This is a genomic window from Massilia sp. BAP21, from assembly GCF_057801335.1.
Window position 1 is genome coordinate 3,170,660 of record NZ_CM173596.1, and the last position, 20,316, is coordinate 3,190,975.

General features: G+C 65.4%; 19 protein-coding genes and 1 tRNA gene. 6 read left to right on the top strand and 14 right to left on the bottom strand.

Annotated elements, in window-relative coordinates:
• The first annotated feature begins 121 nt into the window (after positions 1-121).
• Genes cysT through ACWYRN_RS13950 form a run of 4 tightly spaced genes read left to right on the top strand, consistent with a single transcriptional unit; the run spans position 122 to position 3,865 of the window.
• The gene (gene cysT, locus ACWYRN_RS13935; protein WP_229438289.1) at positions 122-958 is read left to right on the top strand and encodes a sulfate ABC transporter permease subunit CysT; all 837 of its coding nucleotides are present in this window, start codon (positions 122-124) and stop codon (positions 956-958) included.
• On the top strand, positions 955-1,866 hold the full coding sequence (cysW, locus tag ACWYRN_RS13940) for a sulfate ABC transporter permease subunit CysW (protein ID WP_488688148.1): 912 nt from the start codon (positions 955-957) through the stop codon (positions 1,864-1,866). Before cysT ends, cysW begins: the two co-directional genes overlap by 4 nt.
• Positions 1,863-2,936 carry a sulfate/molybdate ABC transporter ATP-binding protein gene (locus ACWYRN_RS13945; RefSeq protein WP_488688150.1) on the top strand — a complete coding sequence of 358 codons (1,074 nt, stop codon included), beginning with the start codon at positions 1,863-1,865 and terminating at the stop codon, positions 2,934-2,936. Before cysW ends, ACWYRN_RS13945 begins: the two co-directional genes overlap by 4 nt.
• Positions 2,933-3,865: a CysB family HTH-type transcriptional regulator gene (locus ACWYRN_RS13950; RefSeq protein ID WP_488688152.1), complete on the top strand. Its 933-nt coding sequence runs from the start codon at positions 2,933-2,935 to the stop codon at positions 3,863-3,865. The genes ACWYRN_RS13945 and ACWYRN_RS13950 overlap by 4 nt, the downstream gene beginning before the upstream one ends.
• Positions 3,866-3,919: 54 nt before the next feature.
• Here ACWYRN_RS13950 and ACWYRN_RS13955 read toward each other — a convergent pair whose 3' ends face one another.
• The 5 genes from ACWYRN_RS13955 to ACWYRN_RS13975 form a co-directional block, all read right to left on the bottom strand.
• Entirely contained in the window at positions 3,920-4,966 is a 1,047-nt protein-coding gene (locus ACWYRN_RS13955) for an aldo/keto reductase (protein WP_488688154.1), read from the bottom strand.
• A 2-nt stretch (positions 4,967-4,968) separates the two neighbouring features.
• Positions 4,969-6,006 carry a quinone-dependent dihydroorotate dehydrogenase gene (locus tag ACWYRN_RS13960; protein ID WP_488688155.1) on the bottom strand — a complete coding sequence of 346 codons (1,038 nt, stop codon included), beginning with the start codon at positions 6,004-6,006 and terminating at the stop codon, positions 4,969-4,971.
• A gap of 209 nt (positions 6,007-6,215) precedes the next feature.
• Entirely contained in the window at positions 6,216-6,944 is a 729-nt protein-coding gene (locus ACWYRN_RS13965; RefSeq protein ID WP_229438295.1) for an arginyltransferase, read from the bottom strand.
• Between the two features lie 218 nt (positions 6,945-7,162).
• On the bottom strand, positions 7,163-7,885 hold the full coding sequence (gene aat, locus ACWYRN_RS13970) for a leucyl/phenylalanyl-tRNA--protein transferase (protein WP_488688156.1): 723 nt from the start codon (positions 7,883-7,885) through the stop codon (positions 7,163-7,165).
• A gap of 13 nt (positions 7,886-7,898) precedes the next feature.
• Complete coding sequence (locus ACWYRN_RS13975; RefSeq protein ID WP_488688158.1) at positions 7,899-8,489, bottom strand: NUDIX hydrolase; 591 nt, start codon at positions 8,487-8,489, stop codon at positions 7,899-7,901.
• Positions 8,490-8,672: 183 nt separating this feature from the next.
• Here ACWYRN_RS13975 and ACWYRN_RS13980 point away from each other — a divergent pair.
• Both ACWYRN_RS13980 and ACWYRN_RS13985 read left to right on the top strand, forming a co-directional pair.
• Positions 8,673-8,749, top strand: a tRNA-Met gene (locus tag ACWYRN_RS13980).
• Between the two features lie 196 nt (positions 8,750-8,945).
• Entirely contained in the window at positions 8,946-9,359 is a 414-nt protein-coding gene (locus ACWYRN_RS13985) for a T6SS immunity protein Tdi1 domain-containing protein (RefSeq protein WP_229438298.1), read from the top strand.
• A 40-nt stretch (positions 9,360-9,399) separates the two neighbouring features.
• Here the strand turns inward: ACWYRN_RS13985 and ACWYRN_RS13990 are convergent, their stop codons facing one another.
• The 9 genes from ACWYRN_RS13990 to ACWYRN_RS14030 all read right to left on the bottom strand — a co-directional run bounded on the left by ACWYRN_RS13990 (position 9,400) and on the right by ACWYRN_RS14030 (position 20,254).
• The gene (locus tag ACWYRN_RS13990) at positions 9,400-10,275 is read right to left on the bottom strand and encodes a DNA-3-methyladenine glycosylase 2 (RefSeq protein WP_488688160.1); all 876 of its coding nucleotides are present in this window, start codon (positions 10,273-10,275) and stop codon (positions 9,400-9,402) included.
• Positions 10,275-11,168, bottom strand: a complete 894-nt coding sequence (locus ACWYRN_RS13995) for a DMT family transporter (RefSeq protein WP_488688161.1) — start codon at positions 11,166-11,168, stop codon at positions 10,275-10,277. Before ACWYRN_RS13995 ends, ACWYRN_RS13990 begins: the two co-directional genes overlap by 1 nt.
• Positions 11,169-11,424: 256 nt before the next feature.
• Positions 11,425-12,435: an XdhC family protein gene (locus ACWYRN_RS14000; protein WP_488688162.1), complete on the bottom strand. Its 1,011-nt coding sequence runs from the start codon at positions 12,433-12,435 to the stop codon at positions 11,425-11,427.
• A 374-nt stretch (positions 12,436-12,809) separates the two neighbouring features.
• Positions 12,810-13,895, bottom strand: a complete 1,086-nt coding sequence (locus tag ACWYRN_RS14005) for a M48 family metallopeptidase (RefSeq protein ID WP_488688164.1) — start codon at positions 13,893-13,895, stop codon at positions 12,810-12,812.
• A 13-nt stretch (positions 13,896-13,908) separates the two neighbouring features.
• Positions 13,909-14,358 carry a dUTP diphosphatase gene (dut, locus tag ACWYRN_RS14010; protein WP_488688166.1) on the bottom strand — a complete coding sequence of 150 codons (450 nt, stop codon included), beginning with the start codon at positions 14,356-14,358 and terminating at the stop codon, positions 13,909-13,911.
• 26 nt (positions 14,359-14,384) lie between these two features.
• A complete protein-coding gene (gene coaBC / locus ACWYRN_RS14015) occupies positions 14,385-15,605 on the bottom strand; it encodes a bifunctional phosphopantothenoylcysteine decarboxylase/phosphopantothenate--cysteine ligase CoaBC (protein WP_488692819.1) in 1,221 nt (406 codons plus the stop codon).
• Positions 15,606-15,644: 39 nt separating this feature from the next.
• The gene (gene lspA / locus ACWYRN_RS14020; RefSeq protein ID WP_488688167.1) at positions 15,645-16,163 is read right to left on the bottom strand and encodes a signal peptidase II; all 519 of its coding nucleotides are present in this window, start codon (positions 16,161-16,163) and stop codon (positions 15,645-15,647) included.
• 82 nt (positions 16,164-16,245) lie between these two features.
• Positions 16,246-19,143 (bottom strand): isoleucine--tRNA ligase, encoded by a 2,898-nt coding sequence (ileS, locus tag ACWYRN_RS14025; protein ID WP_488688169.1) that lies wholly within the window; start codon positions 19,141-19,143, stop codon positions 16,246-16,248.
• Positions 19,144-19,240: 97 nt separating this feature from the next.
• Positions 19,241-20,254 (bottom strand): bifunctional riboflavin kinase/FAD synthetase, encoded by a 1,014-nt coding sequence (locus ACWYRN_RS14030; protein WP_488688170.1) that lies wholly within the window; start codon positions 20,252-20,254, stop codon positions 19,241-19,243.
• Positions 20,255-20,316: the final 62 nt, after the last annotated feature.

The window sequence follows — 20,316 nt, forward strand, 5'->3', positions numbered from 1 at the left end:
TTAATCGTTAGCGCCCGGTTAATAGCGTATTCATCTATACAAATGACGTTTCTTTCGTTTGTTTTATGAGTAGCAAGTGAGAATATGGACGCCTATTAGAAGAAAATGTAATAAGGCATCCATGAAAAAGCCACGCGCACCCGGCCGGGTCATTCCCGGCTTCGGGCTCTCGCTCGGGTTCACGATCTTTTATCTCGCATTGATCGTGCTGATCCCGTTGTCCGCCGTGTTCCTGAACACCTTCACCATGAGCTGGGAAGCGTTCTGGCGCGCCGTCACCTCCGAGCGCGTGATCGCCTCCTATAAACTCAGCTTCGGCGCTTCGCTGATCGCGGCAAGCTTCAACGTGGTGTTCGGCGGCATTGTCGCCTGGGTGCTGGTGCGCTACCGTTTTCCCGGCAAGCGCTTCGTCGACGCCCTGGTCGATTTGCCATTCGCGCTGCCGACCGCCGTGGCCGGCATTACATTGACGTCGCTGTACTCGGCCAACGGCTGGATCGGCCAGTACCTCGATAAAGTCGGCATCAAGGTCGCCTTCACCCCGCTGGGCGTGGTGGTGGCGCTGACCTTCATCGGCCTGCCCTTCGTGGTGCGCACGGTGCAGCCGGTGCTGGAAGAAGCCGAGCGCGAGCTCGAGGAAGCCGCCGCCAGCCTGGGCGCCAGTCCGCTGCAAACCTTCATTCGCGTGGTGTTGCCGGGCATCGTGCCGGCGCTGCTGACCGGCTTCGCGCTGGCATTCGCGCGCGCCACCGGCGAGTACGGCTCGGTGATTTTCATCGCCGGCAACCTGCCGATGGTCTCCGAGATCACGCCGCTCTTCATCATTACCAAACTGGAGCAGTACGATTACGCCGGCGCCACCGCGATTGCGGTGGTGATGCTGATCTTCTCGTTCATCCTGCTCCTCACGATTAACTTGCTCCAGGCATGGACGCGCAAACGGGCAGGCAAGAAATGAGTGCCGTACTTGACAAACCAACCGTGGCCGCGCCGCCGCACCATGTGCGCAGCGCGCCGGCCAACACCTTCGAGCCGCGCTGGGTGCGCTGGACGCTGATCGCCGTCGCGCTCGCCTTCCTGACGCTGTTCCTGTTCGTGCCGCTGGTGGCGGTGTTCACCGAAGCCCTGAAGCGGGGCTGGGACACCTACGTCGAAGCCATCCTCGACCCGGACGCGATTTCCGCCATCAAGCTGACCCTGATCGCCGCCGGCATCGCCGTGCCGCTGAACCTGGTGTTCGGCGTGGCGGCCTCGTGGGCGATTGCCAAGTTCGATTTCAAGGGCAAGAGCGTGCTGCTGACCCTGATCGATTTGCCGTTCTCGGTGTCGCCGGTGATCGCCGGCTTGATCTACGTGCTGCTGTTCGGCGCCCAGGGCTGGTTCGGCGAATGGCTGGCCGCGCACGACATCAAGATCCTGTTCGCGGTGCCGGGCATCGTGCTGGCGACCGTGTTCATTACCTTCCCCTTCGTGGCGCGCGAGCTGATTCCGCTGATGCAGCAGCAGGGCACCGAGGAAGAAGAAGCGGCGCTGGTGCTGGGCGCCTCGGGCTGGCAAACCTTCTGGCGCGTGACGCTGCCGAACATCAAGTGGGGCCTGCTGTACGGCGTGATCCTGTGTAACGCCCGTGCAATGGGCGAGTTCGGCGCGGTGTCCGTGGTGTCGGGCCACATCCGCGGCGAGACCAACACCATGCCGCTGCAGGTGGAAATCCTCTACAACGAATACAACTTCACGGCCGCGTTCGCGATCGCGTCGCTGCTGGCGCTGCTCGCGCTGGTGACGCTGGCCGTCAAATCCTTTATCGAATGGCGTCTGCACCAATCTCGCAGCGCAGACAACGGCACCACGGAGCGCACGCAATGACGATCGAAGTCCAACACATCCGCAAGCAGTTCGGCCAGTTCAAGGCGCTCGACGACGTTTCGCTGCAGTTCCCCGACGGCCAGCTGACCGCCTTGCTCGGCCCTTCGGGCTGCGGCAAGACCACGCTGCTGCGCTGCATCGCCGGCCTCGAGCATCCAGACTCCGGTTCGGTGCTGCTCGACGGCCAGGACGCCTCGCACCGCCACGTGCGCGAGCGCCAGGTCGGCTTCGTGTTCCAGCACTATGCGCTGTTCAAGCACATGACCGTGTTCGAGAACGTGGCGTTCGGCCTGCGCGTCAAGCCGCGCAAGGAACGGCCGAGCGAAGCGCAGATCCGCGAGAAGGTGAAGCGGCTGCTGGAACTGGTGCAGCTCGACTGGATCGCCGACCGCTATCCGCCGCAGCTGTCGGGCGGCCAGCGCCAGCGCATCGCCCTGGCGCGCGCGCTGGCCGTGGAGCCGCGCGTGCTGCTGCTCGACGAACCCTTCGGCGCCCTGGATGCCAAGGTGCGCAAGGAACTGCGCCGCTGGCTGCGCCGCCTGCACGACGAGCTGCACGTGACCTCGATTTTCGTCACCCACGACCAGGAAGAAGCGCTGGAAGTGGCCGACCAGGTGGTCGTCATGAACAAGGGCCGCATCGAGCAGCTCGGCACACCGGAAAGCGTGTACAACGCGCCTGCCTCGCCCTTCGTCTACAGCTTCCTGGGGAACGTGAACCTGTTCCACGGCCGCGTGCACGAGGGCGTGCTGGCCAGCGGCGACGCCCTGTTCGACGCGCCGCAGCTCAATGGCGTCAGCAATGCCGACGGCATCGGCTACGTGCGTCCGCACGACCTCGACGTCGAGCGTTACACGCCGGGGCAGGAGGGCATCGTGGTCAAGCTGCGCCGCGCGCACGCGATCGGCCCGCTGGCCCAGCTCGACCTCGAGCGCGAAGACAATACCCAATTGATCGAAGCCGTGATTCCGAACGAGCGCTTCGCGCGCCTGGGCTTCAAGGAAGGCGAGACGCTGGTGGTGCGTCCGCGCCGCATCGAAGTGTTCGTCGACGGGGGAGGCGGCATATGAACTTCCAGCAGCTGCGCTCGGTGCGCGAAGCGGCGCGCCGCAACTTCAACCTCACCGACGTGGCGAACGCGCTGTTCACGTCGCAGCCGGGCGTGTCGCGCCAGATCCGCGAACTCGAGGAAGAACTCGGCGTCGTCATTTTCGAACGCAACGGCAAGCGCCTGACCGGGCTGACCGCGCCGGGGAAGGGCATTTTGAAGATCGTCGAGCGCCTGTTGGTGGAAGCGGAAAACCTGGCGCAGGCGAGCCAGGAATTCGCCGACCAGGACAGCGGCACGCTGACGATTGCCGTCACCCATACCCAGGCGCGCTATGCGCTGCCGCAGGTGGTGCAGTCCTTCCGCAACGCCTTCCCGAACGTGCGCATCGCCCTGCAGCAGAGCGCGCCGGAGCACATCGCCGAATACGTGCTGTCGGGGCGGGCCGACATCGGCATCGCCACCGAGGGCTTGTCGGCGTTTCCGGACCTGGTGTCCTTCCCGTGCTACCGCTGGAGCCACGTGGTGGTGGCGCCGGACGGGCATCCGCTGCTGGCGAGCACGCCGCTGCGCCTGGAGGACCTGGCGAATTACCCCTTGATTACCTACGACGTCGGCTATACGGGCCGCGGCCACATCGACGAAGCCTTCCGCACGGCCGGGCTGTCGCCGGACATCGTGCTCACCGCCATGGATTCGGACGTCATCAAGCAGTACGTGTCGCTGGGGATGGGCGTCGGCATCATCGCCTCGATGGCGTTCGACCATGGGCGCGACAAGGGCTTGCGGGCGGTGGAGTCCTCGCACTTGTTTGCGCCGAATGTGACACGGCTTGCCGTGCGGCGCGGGGCGTATTTGCGGGCATATGCCTACCACTTCATCGAGCGCTTCGCGCCGGGGTTCACGCGCTCGGATATCGAGCGGACCTTGCAGGTGGAAGTCGAAGCGTAGGGTGGACGGCTCCGCCGTCCACGCGTCCAAGCAACGTTTGAACGGTCGCGAACTTTATTGTCCGGGATTCGTGATGCGCGCGTGAATGGCATCGATCGCATCGGTCACTTCACGCGACAACACGATCTGAGCCGCATCGATGTTCTCCTTCAGCTGCGCCAGGTTGGTCGCCCCGATGATGGTCGCCCCCACGAACGGGCGCGAATAACACCAGGCCAGCGCCATCTGCGCCGGCGTCAAGCCGTTCGCCTTTGCCAGCGCCGCATATTCGCGCGTCGCTTCCAGCACGGCGGGCCGCACATAGCGCGGGCTCCAGTTCGGCGGGAAGATCGTCAGCCGCCCATGCGCCTTCGGATCGTCGATGTACTTGGCGGTCAGCTGCCCAAAGGCGAGCGGGCTATAGGCCAGCAGGCTCACTTCCTCGCGGAAGCAGGTCTCGTCCAGCAGCGTTGTCTCGAAAGCGCGCGCCGTCAGGTTGTACAAATTCTGGATGGTGGCGATGCGCGGCAGACCTTTCACTTCGGACTGCTTGATCCACTCGCTCACGCCCCAAGGGCTTTCGTTCGACACGCCGATGTGGCGGATCTTGCCGGCCTTGACCAGCTCGTCCAAGGCGCCCAGCGTTTCCTCGATCGGCACGCTGTTGCGTTCGCGCCTGGGATTGAAGCTGTTCGAGCCGAAGATCGGCACGTTCCGGCTCGGCCAGTGCACCTGATACAGGTCGATGTAATCGGTCTGCAGGCGCTGCAGGCTGGTCTCGACCGCCGCGCGCACGTTGGCTGCATCGAGGTCGTGCGACGCGCCGCGGATCCAGGCCATGTTCGCATTCGGCCCGGCGATCTTCGAGGCGATGACCACGTCGTCGCGCCGCCCGCGCCCCTTCAGCCAGCTGCCGATGAAGCGCTCGGTCGATCCTTGCGTTTCGGCGCGGCCCATGACCGGGTACATCTCGGCGGTATCGATGAAATTGATGCCGCGTTCGAGCGCATAATCGAGCTGGGCGTGCGCATCATGCTCGGTGTTTTGCTCGCCGAAGGTCATCGTGCCCAGGCAGACCTTCGACACGTTCAGGTCGCTGCGTCCCAAGCGTTTGCGTTCCATGCTCATCCCCTCAAGGCATCCGCGCACTCGCGCACCAGCGCCGGGCCGCGGTAGATCAGGCCGCTGTACAGCTGCACCAGCTGGGCGCCGGCCTCCATCTTCGCCCTGGCATCCGCGCCCGACAGGATGCCGCCCACGCCGATGATCGGGATGTCGTCGCCGAGTTCCTTCTTCATCGCGCGCACCACGATGTTCGACAGATCGAACACCGGCATGCCCGACAGGCCGCCGGCTTCGTGGCCGTGGCGCAGGCCGACCACGTGGTTGCGGCTGAGCGTGGTGTTGGTGGCGATCACGCCGTCGATCCGGTGGCGCAGCAGGGCGCCGGCGATGTTCTGGATCTGGTCGGCGTCGATGTCCGGGGCGATTTTCAAGGCCAGCGGCACGTAGCGGCCGGTGTCGTCGGCCAGGCGCGTCTGCTCACGCTTCAGCTGGGCCAGCAAATCGTCGAGTTCCGAGGCGCCCTGCAGTTGGCGCAGATTCTTGGTGTTCGGCGAAGAAATGTTCACCGTCACATAGCTCGCGTACGGGTAGACCTTGCGCAGGCAATGTACGTAATCCTCGGCCGCGCGCTCGATCGGCGTGTCGGCGTTCTTGCCGATGTTCAGGCCGAGCACGCCTTGCTTCTCCTGGTGGAACTTCGAGGCCTGGACATTCGCGACAAAGGCGTCGACGCCGCCGTTGTTGAACCCCATGCGGTTGATGATGCCCTGCGCGGCCGGCAGGCGGAACATGCGCGGCTTCGGGTTGCCGGCCTGGGCGCGTGGGGTAACGGTGCCGATCTCGATCGAGCCGAAGCCGAGGGCGGCCAGGCCGTCGATGTAGGCGCCATCCTTGTCGAGACCGGCGGCCAGGCCGACCGGGTTCGGGAAGGTGATGCCCATCACGGTGCGCGGATCGGGCGCGGGCTTCCTGAACATTCCCGTCATGCCGCGTTCGGCGGCGCGGCGCAGGGCCGGCAGGGTCAGGTTGTGGGCGGTTTCGGCTGGCAGCGTGAACAGCAGGGGACGGGCGAGGGTGTACAGGAGTTTGTCGGACATGGAACGCTCGTAGAAAGGATCGCAAGCATTGTACCGTGCGCGTACCGACAATCGTAGGGTGGACGGCTCGTCATTCAGTCCCCCGGACTGAATGACTCCACGCGTTGATAGTTTGCAGCAAGATCATCCGGCACGAAAACGGAGCCGGTAACGAACGACGCGTGGACGGGAAACCCGTCCACCCTACGTGAAATAGCGTCCTGCAGCGGTCAGCGCTCGAGGATGCCCCATTTCCCGCCGATGCGCGCTTCCAGCGGCCGGAAATTCGTTTTATACGCCATCTTCGGACTCTGCTCGATCCAGTAACCGAGGTAGACATACGGCAGCCCCAGCTCGCGCGCCTGGCCTACCTGCCACATCACGTTATAGGTGCCAAAGGAGGCGCCCGGCACGTCGGGGTCGAAGAAGGTGTAGACCGACGACAAGCCGTCGGACAGCACGTCGATGATCGACACCATGCGCAAGGTGCCGTCGGGTTCGCGGAACTCGACCAGGCGCGTGTTGACCCGGCTTTGCAGCAGGAACTGGGCGTACTGGTCGCGGCTGTCCTGGTCCATGCCGCCGCCGACGTGGCGCGTGGTCTGGTAGCGCAGGTAGAGCGCGTAGTGCTCGTCGGAGAAGGCGAGGTTGGCAACCATCGCGCTCAGGTCGCCATGGCGCTTCCAGGCGCGGCGCTGGGTGCGGCTGGGGGCGAACTCGGCGCAGCGCACGCGCACCGGGATGCAGGCCTGGCAGCCGTCGCAATACGGGCGGTAGGTGAAGATGCCGCTGCGGCGAAAGCCGTTCTTCACGAGCTCGGAATACACGTCGGCATTGATCAGGTGCGAAGGCGTGGCCACCTGCGAGCGTGCCTGGCGCGCGTCGAGGTAGCTGCACGGATAGGGTGCGGTCGTGTAGAACTGCAGCGTGGAGAAGGGCAGGTCGTTTAGGTGCGTCATGCAAGACTCTCGGGACGGCGTGATGGACCTATTCTAACGAAAGCAGGGGCGCGCACTGTTAAGAACCTATCCCAGTAGGGAATGAGTCGTTGCTGACGCGCCTGGAAAGCGGGGGCGGCGTTGCTCGTCCTTGCATGGCTCGCCATGCGGCGTCCTCGCGCCTAGCCCGCGCTTCCCAGTCATCGCCAGCAACTTCCTCCTCCCTACTAGGATAGGTTCTAAGTGCTCAACGGAGCGGCCACTTCCCAATGTTCGATCGCCGGTTCGCGGATTGCCGAACGCAGATGCTGCAAAAAGGCGCTGCGCGCGATCGGCGCCGCGCCCAGCGAGGCCAGGTGGCCGGTCTCCTGCTGGCAGTCGATCATGCGCACGCCGTGCGCGCGCAGGAAGGACACCAGGTAGGCCAGCGCCACCTTCGAGGCGTCGGTGACGCGCGCGAACATCGATTCGCCATAGAACATGCGGCCGATGCACACGCCATAGGCGCCACCAACCAGTTCGCCGTCGAGCCAGACTTCCGACGAGTGCGCATGGCCCATCTCGTGCAGGCCGCCATAGCCGGCGATGATGTCCTCGGAAATCCAGGTGCCGGGCCCGTCCTTGCGAGGGGCGGCGCAGGCGCGCATCACGGCCTCGAAGTCGCTGTCGAAGCGCACCTGCCAGGGGCCGCCACCGGTACGGCTGCGCTCGACGCGGCGCAAGGTTTTCTTCAGGCTGTCGCTGACCTTGAAATGGTCGGTGTACAGGACCATGCGCGGGTCGGTGCTCCACCAGAGGATGGGCTGGCCTTCGGAAAACCAGGGAAAGATGCCGTTGCGGTAGGCTTGCAGCAGGCGCTGCGGAGACAAGTCGGCGCCGGCCGCGAGCAGGCCCGGCGCATCGATGGTGAGCGCCTCGGACACATCGGGGAAGGGCGTATGCGCCTCGAGCCAGGGGATCATGCGGCCTCGCTGCTCAGTCGGGTTCGCGTGGGGCGATCATCGGGCGAACGATATCGTGGGTATGCACGCCATGGCCCACGTCCTTCCCGCCCTCGCGCATTTTGACGCGGTCGGCAAAGAACAGTTCCAGCGTCTTGCGAATCGTCGGGAAGGCCAGGTCGTCCCAGGGAATGTCGCTTTCGGTGAACAGCTGCACTTCCAGGCTTTCCTCGCCGGGATGGAAATCGAGGTCGACCAGGCGCGCCAGATAGAACATGTGGACCTGGTGCACGTGCGCCACGTTCAGCAGGGCGAACAGGGGGCCGAGTTCGATGTTGGCGCCGGCTTCTTCCTCGGTTTCGCGCGCGGCGGCTTCGCCCGTGGTTTCGCCGTTTTCCATGAAGCCGGCCGGCAGGGTCCAGTAGCCGTAGCGCGGCTCGATGGCGCGCCGGCACAGCAGGATCTGCAGCTGGCCCTCGTGTTCCCAGACTGGAATGGTGCCGATCACGTTCTTCGGGTTCTGGTAATGGATGGTGCCGCACTGCGAGCACACATGGCGCGGCCGGTTGTCGCCCTCGGGGATGGCCAGCGCGACCGCGTGGCCGCACTCGGAACAGAATTTCATAGATAGTGACGAAAATGGACGTGTGCTTACTTTACACCGAATGGCCCCGGCTGTGCCGCGAGTGCAGCCCGGCAGTGGCGATCCGCCTGGCCACCGGAAGAAGCGTGTGTGCTGCAATCGCACATCGGCGGAGGATTGCATTTGCCTAAACGGCCGAAGCCGCGTATAATTCATTTCATCAGACGCGGGGTGGAGCAGTCTGGCAGCTCGTCGGGCTCATAACCCGAAGGTCACAGGTTCAAATCCTGTCCCCGCAACCAAATTCGAAGCCGTTGATTCCTTGGGATCAGCGGCTTTTTCGTTTTCCGTCCGGAAAAACACTCGATGTAAATCAAATACACTGCGTTTCCACGGCACTTGCCGAGCCCGGTATTGTCGAACTGGAGACTGGCTCGGCTGTAGAAACGCAGCGCGCCGGTGATTCCATGCTGATTGCAGCAAACAACGGACTCGACCATGATTACTGTTGACGACATCAACGAGGCCTGGGGCTGGGTGGGGCTGACCGCCGTCGAAGTGCTGGGCGCCAATGCCTTCGGCAATTTGATCATCCGCGACGCCGACGGCAGCTACTGGCGCCTGCGCCCGCAAGACCTGTGCTGCGAACCGGTGGCCGAAGACCGCGCCGCATTCGATGCCCTGTCCTATAACCAGGATTTCCTGAACGACTGGTACATGCCGGAACTGGTGGACCTGGCCGAATCCACGCTCGGCCCGCTCACCGAAGACCGCACCTACTGCCTCAAGATCCCGAGCGCGCTCGGCGGGCACTACGGGCGCGAAAACCTGGCCACGGTGCCCTTGTCGCAATTGATCCGGTTCTCGGGAGAAGGCGCCCAGCATCTCGAAGGCCTGCCGCGCTGGTGTTGAATAGGGTTTGTAGGGCGGGGACTCGTCCCCACCGTTCCCACTACAAACTCGCCCACAAATACGCCGCCGCCATGGTCCGGTGCGGTGCATACGCCGCCAGCCAGTCCTGTGCCTGCGCAATCGACGGCTTCTCCGCCATGCCCTGCGCCCGCCCGATGGCGCTGCGCACCGCCACGTCTCCCTCCAGCGAACAATCCGCGTAGCCATAGCCGCGCAGCAGCGTGTAGTTCACCGTCCAGGGTCCGATGCCCTTGATCGCCAGCAGTTGCGCCACGCTGTCCTGCGGATCGTCGTTCAAACGCACATCGAGTTCGCCATCGGCCACCATGCGCGCCACGCGCAACAGCGTTTCCGCCTTCGCGCGCGAAAACTTGCGGCTGGTAAGCGTGTCGAGCGCGAGCCGGGCAACGTCCGCGGCCTCCGGATAACACCACAGCCCGCTGCTGTGCGGCCGGCCCGCCTGCGCGATGAAAGTCCGGCGCAAGCCGATGGCAAACGGCAGATTGATCTGCTGGCCGATGATGGCCCAGGTCAGCGCCTCGAACACTGTCGCCGACTGCACGATGCGCAGCCCCGGCAGGCGCTCGACCAGCGGACCGAAGAAGGCATCACCGCGCACGAATGCGGCAAACGGTGCCGGATCGATGCGCAGCGCCAGCATGCTGCGCAGCGCTTCCCCGGCAAGTGCCTGCGTGGCCGCGTCGAGCGCGCCATCCGCCTCGATGCGGCAGCGCGCCTCGTCATCGAGGAAGTCCACGGTGAACAGCAGCGGCACCCCGCCCAGCAGCACCGCCTTGCGCAGGGTGCGGCCGCTGACCTGTTCGGCCAACCCTTCCGCATCGCGCGCATGGAAGGCGAGTACCTCGTCCACCCGGTATTGCAGCGGCAGCGCCAGGGACAAGGTTTGCGTGGACATTACTTGCCTGCGCGGGCCACTGCGGTGCGACCCAGGCGCGGCACGAAGCCGGTCACCAGGGCCGTGCCGACCAGCACGATGCCGGACCCGGCCAGCGTATGCCAGCCCACCGCTTCACCCAGGAATAGCGCGCCCCACAGGATGCCGAACACCGGGTTCAGGAAGGTCACCGTCAGCGCCGAGGTCGGGCCGACATCGTCGATCAGCTTGAAGTAGATCAGGTAGGCGATGCCGCTGCACAGCACGCCCAGCGCCAGCACTGCGGCCCAGACGCCCGGCGTGGGCGTTGCCGGTGCAGGAAAGAAGGGCAGCGCCGGCAGCACGAACAGGGCCGCCGCCCACATGGTGCCATGGGCATTCGCGAACGGATCGACGCTTTTGGCCGACTTGGCGTACAGGCTGGCGATGCCGTAGCACAGCGCCGCCGCCAGCGCGGCAGCCACGGCCAACGCCGCGCCCGGGCGGGTCGACACATCGTCGAAGCCGACCAGCAGCGCCACCCCGGCCGTGCCCAGCACCAGGCCGAGGCCGGTGCGCGGCGTGATGGTGCCGCGGCCCCAGAGCGCGCCGAGCAGGGCGCCCCACATCGGCGCGGTGGCGTTCAGTACCGACAGCACCGAGGCGCTCAGGGTGCGCGCGCCCCAGGCGAACAGCAGGAAGGGCAGGGCGGAATTGAAGAAGCCCAGCATCAGGTAATGCTTCCAGTTGGCGCGGATGTCGAGGCGCTTGCGCAGCACCAGGCCGACCAGTGCCAGGAACAGGGCGGCGAACAGCACCCGGTATTCGATCAGCACGGCGGGCCCGAGCACCGGGGCGCCGATGCGCATGAAGAGGAAGGAGCCGCCCCAGATGGCGGCCAGCAGCAGCAGACGCAGGAAATTCGAGGTGTTCATGTTGTTATTGTCGGCAAAGGCAGGGACAAAGGCGCATCGTGACGCGCGCTGCCGTGGCGCGCATCCCTGTTATTGCTCTGGAATTGTAGCCGCTTGCCTTAAGTACCCACCCATAAATAAATGTGTTTTTGGCTGCCATAACCGGCGCGTTGCTGCGTTGGCTCGTGCTTGCAGTGCTCGCACTGCGGCGCGCTCGCCGCCTTGCACCGCATCCGGTTCTGTTTGCCAAAATTCACATTTATTTCCGGTTGGGTACTTAGCTAGCGCAGATGTCGGTGCCGGCCGGCTGCGGCGCGGCCGCGTGCGGCACCAGCATCGCTTGCGGCACGCCGTTCTTGATGGCCGTCATTTCGGCCAGGATGGCAATCGCGATCTCGGCCGGGGTCTTGCTGCCGATATACAGGCCGATCGGACCGTGCAGGCGGTCGAGCTGTTCGTCGTCCAGGTCGAACAGTTTCAGGCGCTCGCGGCGGCGCGCATTGTTGACGCGCGAGCCGATCGCGCCCACATAAAAGGCGTCGGACTTCAGCGCTTCCATCAGGGCCAGGTCGTCGAGCTTGGGGTCGTGGGTCAGCGCCACCACGGCGCAGCGGGCGTCGAGGCGCGATTCGATGACCAGGTCGTCGGGCATGGCGTGCACCAGCTCCACGCCCGGCACATTCCAGTCGGCGCGGTATTCCTCGCGCGGGTCGCAGACGATGACGCGGTAATCCATGCCGCTGGCCACTTGCGCCAGGAAGCGCGACAAGGGACCGGCGCCGATGATGAACAGGCGCCAGCGCGGGCCGTGCACGGTGACCAGGGCTTCGTGCTCGACGCGCAGCACGGCGTTCGGAGCGGCCGGGCTGAGCGTGACCACGCCCGTGTTCAGGTCGATGCGGCGTTCCAGCAGTTCGCCGCCTTCGAGGCGGTGCAGCAGTTCGCCGATGCCGCTGGCGGCGCTCAAGGGTTCGATGGCCAGCTCGATGGTGCCGCCGCAGGGCAGGCCGAAGCGGTGCGCGTCGTCGGCGCTGATGCCGTAGCTGACGATGTGCGGTTTGGCCTCGGGCGAGATGCCCTTGGCGCGCACGTTCTCGATCAGGTCGTCCTCGATGCAGCCGCCGGAGACCGAACCGATCACGCGGCCATCGTCGCGCACGGCGAGGGTGGCGCCGATCGGACGCGGGCTCGAGCCCCAGGTCTTGATCACCGTGACCAGTTCGCAGCGGTGGCCCGCGGCGATCCAGCTGGCGGCGGTTTTCAGTACGTCGAGGTCGAGGCTGTCCATGGTTCAGGGGCTGGCGCTGCTGGCGCTTGTGGAGTATGGATGACAATCATACAAAAAAAGCGGGCAGGGTGTCGGCGGGGAGGATGGGACGGCGGGTCTTTCCTTTGGATGCGCAGGCGGGGCGAAGGCTGTGCGGCCTGAACATGGCCAACACGGCGCAGATGTTCGCGTGGGCAGTGGGGCTGGCTAAATGCCAGCACCACAAAGTGCCCACCGTACGGTTGAAGCCAGCAATACTTGCCAAGAATCGAGAACATCACCGGTACGGTGGGCACCCCGTGCCCACGCGGAACGATGCGTCATGTTGGCGCGATTTGAACGTGAAAACGTGCCAACCCGGCCGCATCCCATGAAGGACCCGCGGCCTCCAACGATCAAGGCGCAATCGCCCTTTTCGCCGCCCGCTTCGCCTTCACATCCGCCACCGCCGCATCGATCGCCGCCAGCCTTGCCGCCATGCCCGGGTGGTTCGCGGTATGCCCGTTCGCTACGCTGGCCGGGTAGGCCGCCGCGAAGCGCTTCCAGAATGCCGACACGCCTTCGATGTTGTAGCCGGCGCGCGCCAGCAGGTAAATCGCCAGGCGGTCCGCCGCCGCGTCCGATCCGGCCGGCATGGCCTTGATGCCGGCGGAACCGTTCAGCATCGACAGGTCCGGCGTCACGCGCGTGAGGTTGGTGATCACGCTGTCGATGGTGGCCGAATTGCGCTGCGCCGCCGGGTGGCCTAGCATGTTGTGCGCCATGGTGCGCGCCAGCACGTAGGCCAGCTCGTCGTCGCTCTTCGCCACGGCGATCATGCCGCGCGTGACCATGACGCGGCCGCCGTCGGCATACGCGTTCACGTTGTCCGCATTGCCCAGTTCGATGGCAAAGCTGCAGGCGCGCGTGACCGGGATGGTCAGCTCGCGGGTGCGGCCGTCGCGCTCGATCGTGAACGGCAGATTCGATTGCGCCGCCACCAGCGGGCCGAACACGGCGCCGACGGTGCTCGGGGCGGTCGGCCCGGTCGGCAGCGGCTTGCCGCCGGCCGAGACCAGGCCGTCGCCCAGGCGCAGGCCGGCTTTCGCCGCACCGCTGCCGGCCAGCACGCCGGTTACCTGCAGGCGTTCATCCATGCCGAAGGCCACGTGCGCGGCCTCGTTGTATTCGCCCGGGTAGGAGTAGCGGTTCTTGGCGGTAAAGCCGAGCAGGTTGCGCGCGTGGCGCGTGCACAGCTCGGCATTGTCGATCAGCAGCGGCGCGGCCACGCGGTATAGGCGGTCCTGCAGCGCCGCCATCTTGGTGAGCGTGTCGGCCGCGGCGGCCATTTGCGGGGTGAGCGGCTGGGCCTGCGGTGTTTCGGTGGCGGCATTCGGGAAGCCGCCGGTCTGGCCACCGGGGCCTGGCGTGGCGCAGGCGCTCAGCAGCGCGGCGACGGTAACGGCCAGCGCCGCAGGGCGCAGGCGATGGATGCGGATCATGGTCCTCCTCGGGTTATTGTTTTCCGGTGCTGCCGAACCCGCCGGCGCCCCGTTCGCTGGATGCGAACTCCTCTACCACGTTGAAGCCAACCTGCAGGACAGGCACGATCACCAGCTGGGCCAGACGGTCGAGCGGCTGCAGCGTGAAGCTGGCAGCGCCGCGGTTCCAGGTCGACACCATGAGCTGGCCCTGGTAGTCGGAGTCGATCAAGCCTACCAGATTGCCCAGAACGATGCCGTTCTTATGGCCGAGCCCACTGCGCGGCAGGATCATTGCCGCATAACCCGGATCGGCGACATGGATTGCCAGGCCGGTCGGGATCAGGACGGTCTGGCCCGGCTCGATGACGAGCGGCGCATCGATGCAGGCGCGCAGGTCGAGGCCGGCGCTGCCGGGGGTTGCATAGGCCGGCAGCAGTTCCTTCATGCGCGGGTCGAGGATTTTGACGTCGATGGTCTTCATGCGTGTTACTTCGTGAATCGGTGAATTTAAGTCAGCAGCGAGCGCTGTTCGAGGCGCTTGCCGATTTCGGACACCAGCTGGCGCGCCAGCGTGAGCTTGTCGGCGCGCGGCAGCACGGTGTGGCCGCTGTCGTCGAACAGGACGATGGAATTCTCATCCTGCCCGAAGGTGTGGTGGCCGATGTTGCCGACCAGCAGAGGAATCCCCTTCTTTTCGCGCTTGGCGGCGCCGTACTCGACCAGGTTTTCCGACTCCGCCGCAAAGCCGACGCAGTAGGGCCAGCCCGACAGCGAAGTGGTCGCCGCCACCGCGGCCAGGATGTCCGGGTTCTGGGCGAATTCCAGCTGGGGCGGGGCGCCGCCTTCCTGCTTCTTGAGCTTCTGTTCGCTGGCATTCGCCACGCGCCAGTCGGCCACCGCCGCCACGCCGATGAACACATGCTGGCCTTCGACGCCCGCCATCACCGCGTTGTGCATCTGGGCGGCCGACAGCACGTCGATGCGGCGCACGCCGTGCGGCGTGGCCAGGGCCGTCGGGCCGGACACCAGCGTCACCTCGGCGCCGGCTTCGCGCGCCGCGCGGGCGATCGCATAGCCCATCTTGCCCGAGGACAGATTCGTGATGCCGCGCACCGGGTCGATCGCCTCGAAAGTCGGGCCGGCCGTGATCAGGACGCGCTTGCCCGCCAGGACTTTCTGCTGGAACGAAGCGACCAATTCCTCGAGCAATTGCTCGGGTTCCAGCATGCGGCCCAGGCCGACCTCGCCGCAGGCCTGCTCGCCGGCCGCCGGGCCGAAGATGCAGACGCCATCGCCCTGCAAGGTGGCGATATTGCGCTGGGTGGCCGGGTTCTGCCACATCTCGACGTTCATCGCCGGGGCGACGAGCAGCGGCACGCCGTGCGGACGCGCCAGGCACAGCGTGGAGAGCAAATCGTCGCAGGCGCCGTGGGCGAGCTTGCGGATGAAGTCGGCCGAGCAGGGCGCGATCAGCACGGCGTCGGCGCCGCGCGTGAGGTCGATGTGCGCCATGTTGTTCGGCATGCGCGGGTCCCATTGGTCAGTCCAGACCGTGTTGCCCGACAGGGCCTGCATGGTAACCGTACCGATGAAGTGGGTCGCCGCTTCGGTCATCACGACCTGCACTTTGGCACCCTGTTTCGTCAGCGCGCGGCACAGTTCGGCCGCCTTGTAGCAGGCCACGCCCCCGGACAGGCCGAGGACGATTTTCTTGCCCTGCAAGTCCATGCTCATGTCAGCCTCCTTCAGTGTTGGTTCAGTTCTTGCTCAGTTTTTATTCACGCGACGCAGCTCGTCCAGGATGAACAGCGCGGCGCCGATCGAGATGCCGATGTCGGCCACGTTAAAGGCCGGGAAGTGGCCCCAGCCACGCCAGTAAAAGTCGAGGAAGTCGATCACGTGGCCGTAGGCGACGCGGTCGATCACGTTGCCCACGGCGCCGCCCAGGATCAGGGCCAGCGACCAGCAGAACAGGCGCTGGCCGGCGTTACGCTTGAGCAGATACAGGATGAAGCCGATCGCGCCAATGGCAATCGCGGTGAAGAACCAGCGCTGCCAGCCGCCCTGGTCGCCCAGGAAGGAAAAGGCCGCGCCCGGGTTATACACCAGCACCAGGTTAAAGAAGCTCGTCACCGGCAGGGTCTCGCCATAGGTGAACAGCTTCGAGACGGTGATCTTGGTCAGCTGGTCGACCAGCACGATCAGCAGGGCGATGCCCAGCCATGGGGCGATGCCGGCGCCGGATTTGTGGATCGTGGAAATGCCTGGTTTCTTCTTGGTTGCCATGGGCTTGTTTGCGAAAGATTAAGGAATCAGGTGTAAAAAAACCGCCATGCCGGGTAAGACATGGCGGTTGCTTGACGACAGCTTACGCGAAACGGCGTGCTTCGCCCTTGCCGAACAGGTTCGCCACGCAGCGGCCGCACAGGCCAGCATGCGCGTGGTCGACCCCGACGTCGCGGCGGTAGTGCCAGCAGCGCTCGCACTTCTGCGCTTCCGATGGCGTCACCTGCACGCTTTCCTCTGCCTCGTTCGCAGCCTGCTCGACGCTGGCCTGCGAGGTGATGAAGACGAACTTCAGGTCGTCGTCCAGGCTGGCCAGCAGGTCGTGCTTCTCGCCGGCCGCCTTGATGGTCAGCTCGGCCTGCAGCGAGGAACCGATGGCGCCCGAGGCACGCACTTCTTCCAGCTGCTTGGTCACATCCGCACGCACGGCGCGCAGCTGGGTGTACTTCGCCAACAGCGCTTCGGCATCGGCCTGCTCCGGGAAGTTCCACAACGTTTGGGTGAAGATGGTCTCGTCGCTGTCGGCAAAGGTCTGCTGGCCCGCGAACACGGCCCAGGCTTCCTCGGCCGTGAACGACAGGATCGGCGCCATCACGCGCAAGAGCGAGTGGGCGATGTGCCACAGCGCGGTCTGGGCCGAGCGGCGCGCAACCGAATCCACGCCAGTCGTGTACAGGCGGTCCTTCAGGATGTCGAGGTAGAAGCCGCCCAGGTCTTCCGAGCAGAAGTTCTGCAGGCGCGACACCACAGGGTGGAACTCGTAGCGCTCGAAGTGGGCGGCGATATCGCGCTGCAGGCGCGCCGTTTCGGCCAGCGCGTAGCGGTCGATCTCGAACATCTCGGCCAGCGGCACGGCGTTCACTGCCGGGTCGAAGTCCGAGGTATTCGCCAGCAGGAAGCGCAGCGTGTTGCGGATGCGGCGGTAGGCTTCGGTGACGCGCTTGAGGATTTCTTCGCTGATCGCCAGTTCGCCGGTGTAGTCGGTCGAGGCCACCCACAGGCGCAGGATATCGGCGCCCAGGCTGTCCGAGATCTTTTGCGGCGCCAGCGTGTTGCCCAGCGACTTACTCATCTTCTTGCCGTTTTCGTCGACCGTGAAGCCGTGGGTCAGCAGCGCCTTGTACGGCGGCACGCCATTGAGCATCGACGAAGTCAGCAGCGACGAGTGGAACCAGCCGCGGTGCTGGTCCGAGCCTTCCAGGTAGAGGTCGGCCGGGAAGGCGGACTGCTCCTTGTGCGAGCCGCGCAGCACGGTCTGGTGGGTGGCGCCCGAGTCGAACCAGACGTCCAGCGTGTCCTTGTTCTTCTCGTAGATGTCGGCATCAATGCCCAGCAGCTCGCGTGGGTCGAGCGCCTGCCAGGCGTCGATGCCGTTCTGTTCGATCAGCTTGGCGACCTGCTCGAGCAGCTCAGGCGTGCGCGGGTGCAGGGCGCCGGTTTCCTTGTGGATGAAGAAGGCCATCGGCACGCCCCACTGGCGCTGGCGCGACAGGGTCCAGTCCGGACGGTTCTCGATCATGCCGTGCAGGCGCGCCTGGCCCCAGTCCGGGAAGAACTGGGTCTTCTCGATGCCGGCCAGCGCGGTTTCGCGCAGGGTGGCGCCGCCGTCCTTCGGCGTGATGTCCATGCCGGCGAACCACTGGTTGGTGGCGCGGTAGACGATCGGGGTCTTATGGCGCCAGCAGTGCATGTAGCTGTGATCGAACATCTTGAGTTCGAACAGGGCGCCGGCGCCGCGCAGGGCGTCGCAGATGGGTTTGCTGGCTTCCCAGATGGTCATGCCGCCGAACAGCGGCAGGCTGCTCGCAAAGCGGCCGTCGCCCATCACCGGGGTCAGGATCTCGTCGTCCTTCATGCCGTGCGCCTTGCACGAGATAAAGTCTTCCAGGCCATAGGCAGGGGCCGAGTGGACCACGCCGGTACCGCTGTCGGTAGTCACGTAGTCGGCCAGGTAGACCGGCGAAGTGCGGTCGTAGAAGGCGTCCTGCGCGTGCAGTGGGTGCTTGAAGCGGATGCCTTCGAGCTTGGCGCCCGTGGTGGTGGCGATGACCTGGCCTTCGAGCTTGTAGCGTTCGAGGTTGGCGGCGACCAGGTCTTGCGCCAGGATCAGCAGCAAGGCTTGTCCATCGCGCTCGGCTTGCACCAGCGCGTAGGTCACTTCCGGGTTCACGTTCAGGGCCTGGTTCGACGGAATGGTCCACGGGGTGGTGGTCCAGATCACGATGAAGCCATTGTTCGTCGGCAGTTGCGGCAGGCCGAAGGCGGCTGCCAGCTTTTCCGGTTCGGCGAACGGGAAGCCGACGTCGATCGCCGGGTCGCGCTTGTCCTGGTATTCGACTTCCGCTTCGGCGAGGGCCGAACCGCAGTCGAAGCACCAGTTGACCGGCTTCAGGCCGCGGTAGACATAGCCCTTGTCGAGCAGCTTGCCGAGGGCGCGCAGCTCGTCGGCCTCGTTACCGTAAGCCATGGTCATGTAGGGGTTTTCCCATTCGCCGAGCACGCCCAGGCGGATGAAACCGGCGCGCTGGCGGTCGATCTGTTCCAGGGCGTAGGCGCGTGCCTTTTGAAGAACTTCCGCAGTAGGAAGATTTTTGCCGTACAGCTTTTCGATCTGGATCTCGATAGGCATGCCGTGGCAGTCCCAGCCCGGCACATACGGCGCGTCGAAGCCGGCCATCGTGCGCGATTTGACGACCATGTCCTTGAGGATCTTGTTCACGGCGTGGCCGAGGTGGATGTCGCCGTTCGCATACGGCGGACCGTCGTGCAGGATGAACTTCGGACGGCCGGCGGCTGCCTTGCGGATGCGCTTGTAGATCTGCTTGTCCTGCCACTGTTTCACCCAGCCCGGTTCGCGCTTGGCGAGGTCGCCGCGCATCGGGAAGGGAGTGTCGGTCATGTTGACCGGGTATTTGCTCTCAGGCTTCTTGGTGCCTTTCTGGGCAGGGGCATTCTGGACGGGTTTGCTGTTTTCGGACATATGCTTTTTTCAGTAGGAGTATTCGGTGTTGGCTACGCTGGCATGGCGACGCTGGTCGCGCCAGGCAGGCAGCCGCGCTGGGCGGAGGCCTTGCGCGTCAAATTCGGTCGGTGGCGGTGAGGGCGCCGGCGCGTGCTGTTTCGCTGCCGCCGTTTTGCTGGCCTCCCGCGTCGCGGCGGGCGAACCAGGCGCGGGCCTGCTCGGCGTCGCGGTCGATGGCGGCGGTGAGGGTCGGCAGGTCGACGTATTTTTCTTCGTCGCGCAGCTTGTGCAGGAACTCCACGCGCACCAGCTTGCCGTAGCAGGACTGGGCGTAGTCGAAGATGTGTACCTCGAGCAGCATGCGGCCGGCGTCCTCGACGGTCGGACGCACGCCCAGGCTGGCGACCGCCGGCAGCGGCGCATCGGTCAGCCCGTGCACCTGCACCACGAAGATGCCTTGCAGGGCGGGGCGGTGCATGACGCGCAGGTTCAGGGTCGGGAAGCCGAGCGTGCGGCCGAGCTTCTGGCCGTGGATAACGTGGCCCGAGATCGAGTAGGGGTGGCCGAGCAGCCCGTGGGTTGCCGCGAGGTCGCCGGCAGCCAGGGTCGCGCGCACCGCCGACGAAGAAATGCGCTGTTCGCCTTCGCGCACCGTGGGCAGGGTTTCAACCTGGAAGCCGTAGCGTTTTCCCGCTTCGATCAGCATCGCGACATTGCCGGCGCGCCTGGCACCGTAGCAGAAGTCGTCGCCGACCATCAGCCATTTCACGTGCAGGCCTTCCACCAGCACGCGCTCGGTGAATTCCTGCGGCGACATGGCGGCAAAGTGTTCGTTGAAATGCTCGACGATGACGCGGTCGATACCGCCGTGTTCCAGCGCCTCGAGCTTGTCGCGCAGGTTGGCGATGCGCGCCGGTGCGCGGCTCAAATCGTTGGCGCGGCGCGCGAAGTATTCGCGCGGATGCGGTTCGAACGTCATCACGGCCGCTTCCAGCCCGAGGCTGTCGGCAGCCGCCCGCACGCGCGCGAGCAAGGCCTGGTGTCCGCGGTGGACACCGTCGAAGTTGCCGATCGTGAGGGCGCAGGGTGCGCGCGCCTGGTCATTGGGAAGTCCGCGAAATACCTTCATTGGTTCCAGAGTGCCATGCTCGCCCGTCAATCCGGGGTGAAATACCTGATTATACGGTATCG